General features: G+C 66.4%; 11 protein-coding genes. 8 read left to right on the plus strand and 3 right to left on the minus strand.

From position 1 onward, the window contains the following. The first annotated feature begins 109 nt into the window (after positions 1-109). Positions 110-247 carry an entericidin A/B family lipoprotein gene (locus tag RTO53_RS08520; protein WP_038691079.1) on the plus strand — a complete coding sequence of 46 codons (138 nt, stop codon included), beginning with the start codon at positions 110-112 and terminating at the stop codon, positions 245-247. Between the two features lie 192 nt (positions 248-439). Further along, positions 440-661 carry a CsbD family protein gene (locus RTO53_RS08525; protein ID WP_256775189.1) on the plus strand — a complete coding sequence of 74 codons (222 nt, stop codon included), beginning with the start codon at positions 440-442 and terminating at the stop codon, positions 659-661. Between the two features lie 105 nt (positions 662-766). On the opposite strand, the gene RTO53_RS08530 is transcribed toward RTO53_RS08525, so the two are convergent. Beyond that, positions 767-1591, minus strand: a complete 825-nt coding sequence (locus tag RTO53_RS08530) for a hypothetical protein (protein WP_312237380.1) — start codon at positions 1589-1591, stop codon at positions 767-769. Between the two features lie 109 nt (positions 1592-1700). Here RTO53_RS08530 and RTO53_RS08535 point away from each other — a divergent pair, with 109 nt between their 5' ends. The 4 genes from RTO53_RS08535 to RTO53_RS08550 all read left to right on the plus strand — a co-directional run bounded on the left by RTO53_RS08535 (position 1701) and on the right by RTO53_RS08550 (position 6231). Further along, the gene (locus RTO53_RS08535) at positions 1701-2990 is read left to right on the plus strand and encodes a tryptophan--tRNA ligase (protein ID WP_312237382.1); all 1290 of its coding nucleotides are present in this window, start codon (positions 1701-1703) and stop codon (positions 2988-2990) included. 210 nt (positions 2991-3200) lie between these two features. Then, a complete protein-coding gene (locus RTO53_RS08540) occupies positions 3201-3539 on the plus strand; it encodes a hypothetical protein (protein ID WP_312237383.1) in 339 nt (112 codons plus the stop codon). Between the two features lie 31 nt (positions 3540-3570). Beyond that, complete coding sequence (locus RTO53_RS08545; protein WP_312237384.1) at positions 3571-4503, plus strand: MBL fold metallo-hydrolase; 933 nt, start codon at positions 3571-3573, stop codon at positions 4501-4503. Between the two features lie 75 nt (positions 4504-4578). Next, entirely contained in the window at positions 4579-6231 is a 1653-nt protein-coding gene (locus RTO53_RS08550) for a M28 family metallopeptidase (RefSeq protein WP_312237390.1), read from the plus strand. A gap of 52 nt (positions 6232-6283) precedes the next feature. Here the strand turns inward: RTO53_RS08550 and RTO53_RS08555 are convergent, their stop codons facing one another. Continuing rightward, positions 6284-7615 carry an MFS transporter gene (locus tag RTO53_RS08555; protein ID WP_312237385.1) on the minus strand — a complete coding sequence of 444 codons (1332 nt, stop codon included), beginning with the start codon at positions 7613-7615 and terminating at the stop codon, positions 6284-6286. A gap of 218 nt (positions 7616-7833) precedes the next feature. Here RTO53_RS08555 and yedA point away from each other — a divergent pair, with 218 nt between their 5' ends. After that, positions 7834-8733 carry a drug/metabolite exporter YedA gene (gene yedA / locus RTO53_RS08560; RefSeq protein ID WP_312237386.1) on the plus strand — a complete coding sequence of 300 codons (900 nt, stop codon included), beginning with the start codon at positions 7834-7836 and terminating at the stop codon, positions 8731-8733. Next, on the plus strand, positions 8730-9635 hold the full coding sequence (gene rarD / locus RTO53_RS08565; RefSeq protein WP_312237387.1) for an EamA family transporter RarD: 906 nt from the start codon (positions 8730-8732) through the stop codon (positions 9633-9635). Before yedA ends, rarD begins: the two co-directional genes overlap by 4 nt. A gap of 553 nt (positions 9636-10188) precedes the next feature. Here the strand turns inward: rarD and RTO53_RS08570 are convergent. Continuing rightward, positions 10189-13011, minus strand: coding sequence for a TonB-dependent receptor (locus RTO53_RS08570; RefSeq protein WP_312237388.1), 2823 nt, complete (start codon positions 13009-13011; stop codon positions 10189-10191). Between the last annotated feature and the right edge of the window lie 467 nt (positions 13012-13478).

The following is a 13478-nucleotide window of genomic DNA, read 5'->3' on the forward strand; positions in this document are numbered from 1 at the left end:
CGTCACCGCGATCAGGAAGAAGGGCCGCACTGCGCCGAGGGCGCGCGCGCGCCCATCTGACAGGTGGGACCGGATTCCGGTGTCGACGTAGATCAATTAGGAGAACCCCATGAAGCGTGTTATTGCACTGATGCTGTTGTCGATGTTCTCGGTGGCCATGCTGTCCGGCTGCAACACCGTTGCTGGTGCCGGCAAGGATGTGCAGAAGGCTGGCGAGAAGGTCGAAGACGCTGCCAAGACCAACTGATCGATTCGATCAGGCGTCAACGAAAAGGCCGGGTTTTCCCGGCCTTTTTCTTTGCGTCGCTTTTGCCTGCGCAGCCATGACCCATTCAAGCAGGTGAGCATCCGTTTCATGCGCGCTTGACCGTGTCCAAACGTCGACCGTTGCATTCTGTATCCACGGCGACGGTGCCGTTGCAATCAAGGATGCCAACCCATGAACAAAGACATCATTTCCGGCAAGTGGACCCAGCTCAAGGGCAAGGCGCAGGCCAAGTGGGGCGACCTGACCGACGACGATTTCAAGGTGGCCGAAGGCAATGCCGAGTACCTGGCAGGCCGTCTGCAGGAACGCTATGGCTGGGCGCGTGATCGCGCTGAATCCGAGGTCAAGGACTTCGAAAAAGCCATGCACAAGGATTATCCGGATTTCCACTGACGCCGCTTGACGCCGCGTAAGCGCGGCTCCTTCATCGGGCGTATGAAACACGACACGGGCCGCCTATGCGGCCCGTGTCGTATGTGCGGCTTTCCAACCCGGCCTTCAGCGCTGCGGTGGGTCGGGCACGTACTGCGATGGGAAGGCGCGGGGCGTTCCATCGCGGGGTTGCTGTACCGGCACGGGCAGGATGCCGCGCGCGGCGAGATTGCGCGCGCTGTCGTAGCGCACCTCCACCTGCTGGGCCGGCACCGCGCTGGCACGTTCGAAGGCGGTATCGCGCACGCGCGACGTTTCCCGCGCGCCGTGGCCGGTACCCAGGCGTTGGGCGGGTTCCGCCGCCGGTGACCGGATTGCGGAACCGGTGGTGGTGACGCTGTCGACGACGGCCGGGGCGGCGGCTTCGGCCGCATCGGCTTGCCCACGCAGCGCGGGCAGGCTGCGCCGCTCCACCGCCGGCGACAGGTCCCGCGCGACGGCGTTGGCTTCGCGGAACACCGCGATCCCGATCACCCCGATGTTGTCCGGGCGGCCGGTACGGCTGGCGTAGCTGCCCTGGGGCGAGGTGAACACGAACTGCGCCACTTCGTCCGACGATTTGCGCCAGCCGCTGATGTCCGCGGTCTGCCAGGGGTTGAGCACGTAGCCCGTCTGGCCGGGTGCGGCCACCTCGCCGGTGATCGCATTGAGGCCATCCACCGAGACCACCACCAGCACCCGCTCGGCGCTGCCATTGCGCAGCCGCACGCTGTAGCGGTGGCCCTTTTCCCCGGCGATCCAGCGCTGGGCGCCATCGCGGTACTGCGGCAGGGTGCTGCCGGCGTCCCGGTCGAGCACGGTCAGGTGGACCGGGCCGCGGTCGTACTCGGGGACGGGGCGGAAGCCGCACAGGGCCAGCACGGCGAACAGGGGCAGGATCAGGCGTTTCATGGCAGGGCTCCGCGATGGGGGTGACGGATTGAACGCGCCAGGCGTTGCAACGGGGTTGCGCCGGGGCAGGTAAACTGGCGCGGTTCACCTGTCCGTAATGATCCCCCACATGACTACCCGCGTTCTTACCGGCATCACCCCCTCCGGCACACCCCACCTGGGCAACTACGTCGGCGCCATCCGTCCGGCCATCGCGGCCAGCCAGGCGTCGGGCATCGAGAGCTTCTTCTTCCTGGCCGACCTGCACAGCCTGATCAAGGCGCAGGAGCCGGAGCGGACCCAGCGCTCGACCCTGGAAATCGCCGCCAGCTGGCTGGCGTGCGGGCTGGACGCGGAGAAGGTGTGGTTCTACCGGCAGAGCGACATTCCCGAAACCACCGAGCTGATGTGGTTCCTCACCGCGATCGCCAGCAAGGGCATCCTCAATCGCGCCCACGCCTACAAGGCGGCGGTGGACAAGAACCGCGAGGAGCAGCAGGACGAAGACGCCGGGATCAGCGCGGGCCTGTTCATGTACCCGGTGCTGATGGCCGCCGACATCCTGATTTTCAAGGCCAACCGCGTACCGGTGGGCCGCGACCAGATCCAGCACATCGAGATGGCGCGCGATTTCGCCCAGCGCTTCAACCATGTGTACGGCAAGGAGTACTTCCCGCTGCCGGAGGTGGTGATCGACGAGCAGGTGGCCACGCTGGCCGGCCTGGACGGTCGCAAGATGAGCAAGAGTTACCACAACACCATTCTGCTGTTCGCTCCGCGCGCGGAGCTGAAGAAGCTGGTGTTCGCCATCCTCACCGACTCGCGTGCACCGGGCGAGCCCAAGACCACCGAAGGGTCGGCGCTGTTCCAGATGTACCAGGCCTTCGCCAGTGCCGAGCAGACCGCCGCGTTCGCGCAGGCCTTCGCCGACGGCATCAGCTGGGGCGATGCCAAGCAGCAGTTGTTCGAGCGCATCGACGCCGAATTGACCCCGCTGCGCGAGCGTTACGAGGCGCTGATGGCCGAGCCGGAAAAGATCGAGGCGCTGCTGCGTCGTCGCGGCCAGCAGCTGCGCGAGCAGTATGCGATGCCGCTGCTCAAGGAGCTGCGGCATGCGGTTGGCCTGCGTGACCTCTCCAGCGCCGGCAACATCGCCGGTGATGCCGCCACCGAGACACGCGCCGCGCCGCCGCTGTTCAAGCAGTACCGCGAGAAGGACGGCCGTTTCTATTTCAAGCTGCTGGCCGGCGATGGCAGCCTGCTGATCCAGAGCGAAGGCTTCGATTCGCCGCGCGATGCCGGCCAGGTGATCGGCGTGCTCAAGCAGACCGCGCACGGCGACGGGCTGCAGAGCGAGCTGTTCAAGATCGAGGCCGAGGTGGAGACGGTGCTGGCCGCGCTGCAGGAATTGCGCGGGTAACATCGCCCGCCAGGTCATCCGCCCCCCCCCGGTAGTGCCGGCCGCTGGCCGGCTCCTCCCAATCCCAATTTCAACGTAGCGCCGGCCGCTGGCCGGGCTCCCGGCAAGGCCAGGTTCCATGCGCCGCCGGCTACAGCCGCCGCCACGGGTCCCAGCCACGATCGGTGAGGTCGCGTGGCATGATGCGGTCATCCTGAAGGGGAGACTGCGATGGCCTGGTTGTCGTTGTTGTTGTTCCTGCCCTGGTTCGCGCTGCTGGGTGCACTGTACTGGCTGTTCCCACGGCAGCCGCGCGATGCGGCGCGGCGCTGGTTCGATGGCCTCGCGCTGCTGCTGGCCTTGGTGCTGAGCATCGTGGCGATGCTGTGGGGTCACCACATCGGCGTGGTGCAATCCGATGCCGGGCCGATCTGGCGGCAGGTGCTGGCGGTGCTGTATGCCTACGGTGCGTTCCTGGCGGTGATGGTGGCGGCGATACTGCTGCGCACCGCGTGGCTGGCGCAGCGTGCGACCAAAGCCGCATCGAAGCCGGTGCACGGATCGTCCTAGAATGGTGGCGCAATCCGCCAGGGATGAACCGATGTCTTTCGACCCCAGCATCCACACCATCGACACCGCGTTCCAGCGCGACGATTTCGACGCGGCCTACCTGGTCGTGGAGAACGGCCGCGCGGCGTTCATCGATTGCGGCACCGGCCTGGCCGTGCCGGCGATGCTTGCGGCACTGAGCCGTGCGGGCCTGGCGCCCGATGCGGTCGACTGGTTGATCCTCACCCACGTGCACCTGGACCACGCCGGCGGCGCCGGACTGTTGATGCAGCAGCTGCCGAACGCGCGCCTGCTGGTGCATCCACGCGGCGCGCCGCACATGGTCGACCCCGCCCGGCTGATTGCCGGGGCCACCGAGGTGTACGGCGAAGCCGAGATCGCACGCAGCTACGGGCCGGTGCTGCCGGTGGCCGCCGAGCGCGTGGTGATTGCCGAGGACGGCCACCGCGTGGACCTGGCCGGGCGCAACCTGCTGTGCCTGCATACGCCCGGGCATGCGCGGCACCATCTGTGCGTGTGGGATGCGCGCAGCCGCGCCTGGTTCACCGGTGATACGTTCGGGCTGTCCTACCGCGAGCTGGACAGTGCGCGCGGCGCGTTCATCATTCCGACCTCTTCGCCGGTGCAGTTCGATCCGGAACCGCTGAAGCAGTCGATCGCGCGCATGCTCACCTTCGAACCGCAGGCCATGTTCCTGACCCATTACGGTCGCGTGGGTGACGTTACCAGGCTGGCCGCCGACCTGGTGGAGCAGATCGATGCGATGGTGCAGATCGGCCACCAGTGCGACGCGCGGCCGGACCGTCACCGCTGCCTGGTCGCCGCACTTTCCGCGCTGTACCTGGAGCGCGCGCAGGCGCATGGCTGCCCGCTCGATGACGCGGCGGTGACCCAGGTGCTGGCGATGGACATCGAGCTCAACGCGCAGGGCCTGGCCTGCTGGCTGGACCGCGACCGCCGGTAGAGGCGCGCGGTCATGCAGGTGTCACGTTACACTCGCAGGCCCCTGATTTCCGTCCTGGTGTCTGCCGTGAATCCGATGCGCATGCTGCTGCTGTCGTCCTGCCTGTTCGTGGGCGGCCTGGCCCACGCGGCCAATGACCTGCCCGGCGGCGGCATCGATCCGGACGCGCTGTCGCGGCACGTGCGCATCCTGGCCTCGGACGCGTTCGAAGGCCGCGCGCCGGCCAGCCCGGGCGAAGAGCGCACGGTCCAGTACCTGATCGAAGAGTTCAGGAAGTCCGGCCTGCAGCCCGGTGGCATGGACGGCAGCTGGGTGCAGCCGGTGCCGATGGTGCGCGCGCAGGTGGACGGCGCGGTGCGCGCGCAGCTGCGCCAGAAGGGCAAGGCTCGCGCGCTGACCAACGGCGAGGACGTGACGCTGCAGAGCCTGCGCCCGCAGGAGGCGGTGGACATCAAAGACGCGCCGCTGGTGTTCGTCGGTTACGGCATCGATGCGCCCGAGCGCCACTGGGACGACTACAAGGGCGTGGACCTGCACGGCAAGATCGCGGTGGTGCTGATCAACGATGCTGACTTCGAGGCCACCCAGCCCGGTGCTTTCGATGGCAAGGCGGTGACCTATTACGGCCGCTGGACCTACAAGTTCGAGGAAGCCGCGCGGCGTGGCGCGCAGGGCGTGCTGATCGTGCATGAAACCGCCCCCGCCGCCTATGGCTGGGCCACGGTGAAGAGTTCGGGCACCTCCCCGCTGTTCGACATCGAGCGCACCCGCGAGCAGGCGCTGGCCCAGCACGTGCCGGTGCGCGGCTGGATGCAGCGCAGCCTGGCCGAGCAGTTGTTCCGCGATGCGGGCCTGGATTTCGATGCCGAGAAGCGCAAGGCCATGACCCCGGCGTTCAAGCCGGTGGCGTTGGGCGATGCGCGGCTGTCGGTCAACTTCAAGCTCAAGCGCGAGCAGGTGGTCACCCGCAACGTGGTGGCCAAGCTGCCCGGTGGTGCGCACGCCGATGAAGCGGTGATCTTCTCCGCGCACTGGGATGCATTCGGTATCGGCCAGCCTGACGCCCGGGGCGACCGCATCCGCCGCGGCGCGATCGACAACGCCACCGGCGTCGCCACCGTGCTGGAACTGGGCCGGGTATTCGCCGCCGGTCCGCAGCCGCAGCGCACGCTGTACTTCGTGGCGCTTACCGCCGAAGAAAAAGGCCTGCTGGGTGCCAGCTACTACGCCGCGCACCCGCTGGCGCCGCTGGACAAGACCGCTGCGGTGATCAACATCGAGATGTTCAGCCCGGATGGCCCCACCCGCGACATCGCCTCCTGGGGCAAGGGCCGGGTGTCGCTGGAAGGTGACCTCGAGCGCGTGGCCAAGGCCCGCGGCCGCAGCTATTCGCCCGACCCGAACCTGGAGGCCGGCTTCTTCTACCGCGCCGACCATTTCGCCTTCGCCCGTCTGGGCGTACCGGCCATCACCATCGGCCCGGGCCTGGACATGCTCGAGGGCGGGGTGGAGAAGGGCCGTGAACTGCGCGATGCCTACTTCGCCGCGTGCTACCACCAGGCCTGCGATGCCTGGACGCCGAGCTGGGACGCCAGCGGCCACGCCGCCGACACCCTGCTGGTCTACGACCTGGGCGCGGAACTGGCCAACAGCCGCCGCTGGCCCACCTGGGAAGACGGTTCGGAGTTCCGCGCCGAACGCGAAAAGACCGAATCCGCGCGCCGCTGACGGGTACGGTCACCGCACGGCCACCGCCCGAGCGGTGGCCGTGCGCCGCGTATTACGTACGCGTACCGTCCAGCCAGTTGGGGCCCTTGTTCTTCAGGAAGAACACGTAGACCACCAGCGACACCGCGATCACCGCGGTGACGTAGATGGCGAACGAATTGACGTGCCCGGTCTTCAGCGCCGCCTGGTACAGCAGCGGCGCGGTGCCACCGAACAGCGAGTTGGCCACCGCATAGCCAAAGCCCACGCCGAGCGCACGCACATGGGTGGGGAACAGCTCGGCCTTCACCACGGCATTGATCGAGGTGTAACCGGTGAGGATCACAAAGCCGATGGCCAGCACCACGAAGGCCATCAGCGGATCGTGCTGGTTGGGCAGGGCGGTGACCAGGTAGTAGCTGTAGAGCACGCCACCGACGCCGAAGAACACCAGCAGGCTCTTGCGCCCGACGATGTCCGACAGCCAGCCGCCGATCGGCTGCAGCACCATCAGGAAGGTCAGCACGCCCAGGTTGAGCAGGGTGCCGGTCATCACGTCATCGCCGGCGAAGGCGCTCTGGATCATCTTCGGCCCGTTGACCGAGTAGGTGTAGAACGCCACGGTGCCACCGGCGGTGATCAGGAAGCACAACAGCAGCGGCCGCCACTGGTGCACGAACAGCTCATACATCGAGCCGGAGGCCTTGGCGCGTCCTTCCTTGGCTGCTTCGATGGAGTCTTCGCCCAGCGACTCGTCCATCGTGCGGCGCAGCCAGAACACCACAATGGCCGCGATGCCGCCGATGCCGAAGGCGATGCGCCAGCCCCATTCGGAGATCTGCGGCTTGTCCCAGAAGCTGAGCATGCCCAGCAGGGTCAGCTGCGCCAGCACGTGGCCACCGACCAGGGTGACGTAGTGGAAGGAAGACAGGAAACCGCGCCGGCCCGGAATGGCCGCTTCGGACATGTAGGTGGCGCTGGTGCCGTACTCGCCGCCGGTGGCAAAGCCCTGCAGCAGCCGTGCGAACAGCAGGATCACCGCCGCCCAGATGCCGATCTGCGAGGCGGTGGGGGTGATGGCGATGAGGAACGAACAGCCGGCCATCACCGTCACCGACACGGTGAGGGCCAGGCGGCGGCCGTAGCGGTCGGCGAAGCGGCCGAAGTACCACGCCCCGATCGGGCGCATCAGGAAGGTGGCGGCGAAGATCGCCCAGACGTACATGGTGGAGTTCTTGTCGGCGGCCGAGAAGAACTGCGATTCGAAATAGACCGCGAACACCGAGTAGACGTAGACGTCATACCACTCGACCAGGTTGCCGGCCGAGCCTTTGAGGGTGTTGGAGATCGAGCGCCGCAGCGCGGCACGCTCGGGGTGGGCGGCGGCGGAGGTGGAAGTGCTCATGCTGGGAGGGTGTCCTCACGGAAATCGTTGCGGGTGGGGAAGGTGCCCGGAAAAGGCGCCCTGGCGCCGGGTACCCTCCTGGCACCACGGCGCATGGGCATGAGGGTAACCATTTCCCGGCAGAGAAAACGTGAGCGGAAACAGCGTGCCATCGCGTTGGGGTGCTCCCTGACGGCGCGGTGGCCTAGAATCTCGGTTCCCCCGGATGGTGGTGTGCCATGTCTTCACCCGAACCCTCAGCGGCTGCTCCCCGGAGCGGCCTTGTCGTACTGGCCCTGTTGCTGGTGTACGTGGTCTGGGGGTCCACCTACCTGGGTATCCGGCTGGCGCTGGAAGGTGGCGCGCTGCCGTTGACGATGGTGTCCGGCGCGCGCTTCATCCTTGCCGGCTCGCTGATGTATGCGGTGCTGCGCTGGCGCGGGATGGCCGCGCCGACCCGGCGCCAGTGGCGCAACCTGGCGATCATGGGCCTGACCATGCTGGTGCTGGGCAACGGCATGGTGGTGCTGGCCGAGCGAACGGTGTCCTCGGGCCTGGCTGCCACGGCGGTGGCCTCGGTGCCGCTGTGGATGGCGCTGTTCGGCGCGCTGCGCGGCCAGCATGCCAGCCGTGGTGAATGGCTGGGCATCGCGATCGGTTTCCTGGGGGTGGTCTGGCTCAACGCCGGCAGCAGCCTCACCGCCTCGCCGCAGGGATTGATCCTGCTGCTGGTGGCGCCGATCGGCTGGGCGTTCGGTTCGGTCTGGGCGCGCGGTCTGGACCTGCCCACTCCCTTCATGACCGCGGCCGGGCAGATGCTGTGTGGCGGGGTGATGCTGGTGGTGCTGGGCCTGGTCACCGGCGAGCGGCCGACCACATGGCCGAGCATGGACGGGCTGCTGGCGGTGGCCTACCTGTGCGTGTTCGGCTCGATCGTCGCGTTCACCGCCTATGTGTGGCTGCTGCACAACGTGCGCCCGGCGCTGGCGGCCAGCTACGCCTACGTGAACCCGGTGATCGCGGTGATTCTGGGCGCGATCATCGGCCATGAGCACTTCGGCGGGCATGACCTGCTGGCGATGGCGGTGATCCTGGCCGGCGTGGTGGTGCTGACCCTGGCGCGGACGCGCGCGAAATGAGCGCGGTGCCGCAGCACAGCCTGCAGGAACAGCGCCGCGGGTTTGCGATCACCGCCTTCACCTTCACCCTGTGGGGGCTGGTGCCGGTGTACTGGCACCTGCTCAAGGCGGTGCCGTCGCAGCAGATCATCGCGCACCGGATCATCTGGAGCACGGTGCTGGTGGTGGCCTGGCTGCTGCTCAGTGCGGGCACCGGTTGGTGGAAGCAGATCGCGGCGCAGAAGCGCGCGCTGCCGACGCTGGCGCTGAGCAGTCTGGCGATCGCGTTCAACTGGGGGCTGTACATCTGGGCGATCAACGCCGGGCATGTGATCGAAACGAGCCTTGGCTATTTCATCAATCCGCTGGTGAGCGTGCTGCTGGGCGTGGTGGTGCTGAAAGAGCGCCTGCGCGGGTTGCAATGGCTGGCGGTGGGATGCGCGGCGGTGGGGGTGGCCTGGCTGACGATCGATGCGGGGACGCCGCCGTGGATCGCGTTGGGGCTGGCCTGTTCGATCGGGTTGTACGGGCTGCTGCGCAAGCTGATTTCGGTGGACCCGGTGGCGGGGTTGGGGGTGGAGAGTCTGTATCTGTTCCTGCCGGCGATCGGGTTTGCGCTGTGGAGCGAGGGCGGTCACGGCGGCGGGTTTTTCGGGGGGTGGGGCTGGAAGAACGATGCGCTGCTGATTCTGGGCGGGGCGGTGACGGCGCTGCCGTTGATCGGGTTTGCCTACGGGGTGAAGCGGATTCCGTTGTCGCTGGTGGGGATTCTTCAGTACATCGCGCCGAGTCTGGGGTTGCTGTTGGGGGTGTTCTTCTTCCGCGAGCCGTTTGATGCGGGCAAGGCGATTGGGTTTGCGGCTATCTGGGTGGGGTTGTTGCTGTTTGTCGGGGACAGTGTCTGGCGGTCGCGGCGGGGGTGAGGGGTGGGTTTTTTTTTAGAAGCTTGAGAGCTTGAGAGCTTGAGAGCGCGAAGCCTTGGTTGGCGCGCGCATCTTGGTGGGCGGGGGTGTGTGGGTTCGCGGGACACGCCGCAAGTACGTCCCTGTAGGCTCGCGTACGCCATCCATGGCGTACGACGGTCCCGCGAACCCACACACCCCCACCCTGGATAGTTGGCTGGTGGTCTTGGCAACTCAACGCAACGCGAAGCGATGTCTGGTGAATGGTTCGTTGCATGAAGGTGTTGCGGATTGTCGTTCGTTGCGCGCCGATGAACTGTCCAGGGGCGGGTGCGGGTGGGGGTGCGGGACCGTCGTGCGCCATGGATGGCGCACGTCGAGCCCCCATGGATGGGTTCACGGCGTGTCCCGCGCCCCCGCCCGTACCCGCCCGGCACGTGCAGGCACGCACTCGCGGATGTCGATCTGCCTGATGCATAAAAAAAGACGGCGCCCGAGGGCGCCGTCTTACTTCCATTCAACGGCTTGGAGAGAGTAAGCCGTCGATCAGAAAGGGGGGATCAGGCGGGCCTGATCAGAAACGCTGCTGGTACTTCATGTACATGTAACGGCCGATGTCGAAGCCACCGTAGTAGGTGAAGCTGCTGTTTGGCTGGCTGTACATGATCGGGCCCTGGTGGTCGAACACGTTGTTGATACCCATCGACACCGTGCCGTTCCACGGCAGGATGTAGCGCATCTGGATATCGTGGAAGGTGTTCGAACCCACCTTGTTGATGCCCTGGTTGCCCGTGTACGGCGAGCTGAAGCCCGGGTTGCTGCACTCGGTCGCGTAGGCGCAGTTTTCCTGCATGCTCGAGTAGTAGCGTGCCGTCCAGCCCAGGCCGAAGTTGCCGTACTGCCAATCCAGGTTCAGGTTGGAACGCACGCGGAAGTTGCCTTCCCAGCCAGCGTACTGGCGCACCGGCGTGGTGTCGGCGTTGTCGTTCTTGCGTTCCAGGTAATCCACGTACGTGGTGTTCCAGGACACGGAGAACTTGCCGATCGCTAGCTCCGGCAGACGGTAACGCACGGCGATGTCGTAGCCCGCGGTTTCCTGGTAGCCGGCGTTGAGCAGCGTGCGGTCCAGCGCGCTGACCTGGCCGATCGTCTTGCCCGACTTGGAACGGGTGAAGCGGTTGCACGCCGCGTCCACGCCCTGCACGTAGCACTGGTTGAGCATGTCCGTGGCCGACTCACCGACGATCACGTCGTTGATGCGGATCTTCCACCAGTCCAGGCTCAGGTCCAGGCCCGACACGAACTCCGGGCTGTACACCAGGCCCACGGTCCAGGTCTTGGCGGTTTCCGGCTTCAGTGCCTCGTTGGAGCCGGAGGTGAAGTCGGTGCCACCCTGCTGGCCCGGCACGGTCGCCGGATTGCCATCGGCCGCCAGCTGGCGGAAGTTGGCCGGCACGCCGCCGGCGCGGCAACGTGCCTGCACCTGCGCGTTGTTGGCCGCGGCACCAAAGGTGGTGTCGCACGGATCGGTGTACGAATCACGCGTGGTGACCGTGCCGCCGTACAGGTTTTCCACCGTCGGCGCGCGGAAGCCGGTGCCGTAGGTGGCGCGCACCAGCAGGCTGTCGATCGGCTTCCACTTCAGGCCGAACTTGGTGTTGGTGGTCGAACCGAAGTTGTTGTAGTCCGAGTAACGGCCGGCCACGTCCAGCGACAGCTCGCGGGCGAAGGCCATGTCGGCCAGCAGCGGCACCTGCAGTTCCAGGTAGGCTTCGTTGAGCGCGTAGTCGCCACGGGTCGGCTGGCCGCTGGTGCCGGCGATCTGGCCGTTGCGCACCATCAGGTCCGGGTCGTAGCTGGCTTCTTCGCTGCGGTGCTCGAAGCCCATCGCGCCCATGATGTCACCGGCCGACAGGCTGAACAGCGAGCCGGAGATGTTCGCGCTGGCCACCTTGGTGGTGCTCTGCATCTTGTCGGTGAAACGGGTGAACAGGTAGTCCTGCACGTCCTGGTTGCCCAGCGCGCCCGGGCCGGTGTAGCCCATCGGGGCCAGCGGATTCCACGGCGTGCAGCCGGCGATCACGTTGCCGACGCTGCCGCAATGCGCAACGCCCTGGCCATCGATGAACGACGGACCGACCGACTGGTTGACGTTCGGCTGGTACATGCTGCCCGTACCGATGCGCTCGCCTTCGTTGCGGTTGTACATGTAGCTGACGTTCCAGTCCCAGTACCGCGAACCGGTTTCGAAGCTGCCTTCCACGCCCACGCTGGCACGCTTGGTGGTCAGGTTGTTCTCGGTGCCGCGCGGCAGTTCTTCGGTGCGGTGCGCGAAGGCAACGTCACGGCCGAACGGGTTGAACGCGCTGTCCTTGGACAGCAGCGCACGCCCGCCGGTGCTCTGGTACGGGTAGCCGGCCAGCTGCTTGGTGGATTCGCGCTCGGTGTACAGCGCGTCGGCCACCAGGCGCAGGTTGTCGTTGATCGAGAAGCCACCGTTGGCGAACACCGACTTGCGCTGCAGACCGGTGAGCAGGCTCATGTTGGTCTTGGTGTTGGAATCGTTGGCCTTGTCGGCCGGCACGAAGTTGCCCAGCACGGTCGGGTCGCCGCCCGGGCCCACGCTGAGGTTCTTGCCGTCGACGGTGGCATAGCCCCACGGGGTGACGCCGCTCAGGCCGTCGGTCGGGTGGCGCGGGCCGTTCGGGTAGGCGGTGAAGTCACGCGCGCCGCCCAGGATCGGATCTTCGTCGGAGTATTCGCCGCCGACGGTGACCCAGCCACGGTCGAAGGTCTTGCCGAAGGTGGCGCTGTAGCTGGTCTTCTGGCCGTCGCCTTCGCTGTACTGGCCGACGTAGGCGTTGACTTCAGCGCCATCGAAATTCTTGCGGGTGATGATGTTGACCACGCCGGCGATGGCGTCCGAGCCGTACAGGGCCGAGGCGCCGTCGGTCAGCACTTCCACGCGGTCCACGATCGAGGAGGGGATCGAGGCCAGGTCGGAGTAACCGGCGGCACTGACGCCCATGCGGCGGCCGTCGATCAGCACCAGGCTGCGTTCCGGGCCCAGGTTGCGCAGGCTGACGTACATGCCGCCGAAGTCGCGGCCGGACTCCAGCGAGTTGGCGCGGCTCATGCTCGGCGCACCGGCCGCGGTGACGTCCTGCAGGATGTCGGCGACGTTGACGTAGCCCTTCTTTTCGATCTCGGCGCGGTTCAGCGCGACGACCGGCTGGGCGCTCTCGACGCTGGCCTGGCGGATGCGCGAGCCGGTGATTTCAATGCGATCCAGATTGGTGGTGCCGTCATTGGCGGTCTGGGCGAAGGCAGGGGCACTGCAGCTGGCGACAAGCGCGATGGCAATCGCGTTGCGCAGCGGGTGGGTCTTCAAATACATCCGTGCGATTTCTCTTTCTCGTAAAAAACAAGCGCCCTTGCGGGCGGCGTGGGGACAACATCACGACGCGGGGGGCGGGAGTCTAATGACTTTTCAAATTTTTTACTTTCATCTGAAAGCATAAAAACCGCTAAAAATGAACGTTCGCTGACAAATTCGCGGGTCGGCGAACAATCTTTTTTCAATGCGCGACAGTACGTGCACTGCCCATCGCGTCGATACAGGCAGAGGCACCGATAACGGCGATGGTGCGGTCAACTTGAGTGCACGCGGATGTGCATCGAAGGGAAGCGTTCAGTGTGTGCCGATCGTGCGCGAAAAAATTTCCGCTCACTTCCGCGTGGTGCGCATGAAGTTCGCTGTGACTCTTCCAGGTGCGGCCATTGGTGGGTCGGGCGCCGGGCTCCCATACCCTTTCCGGCGACGCCCCCGACCACGGAGCGGCCCCCTCCTTTATTTTGCCTCCA

It is taken from the genome of Stenotrophomonas sp., from assembly GCF_031995405.1.
Taxonomy (GTDB): domain Bacteria; phylum Pseudomonadota; class Gammaproteobacteria; order Xanthomonadales; family Xanthomonadaceae; genus Stenotrophomonas.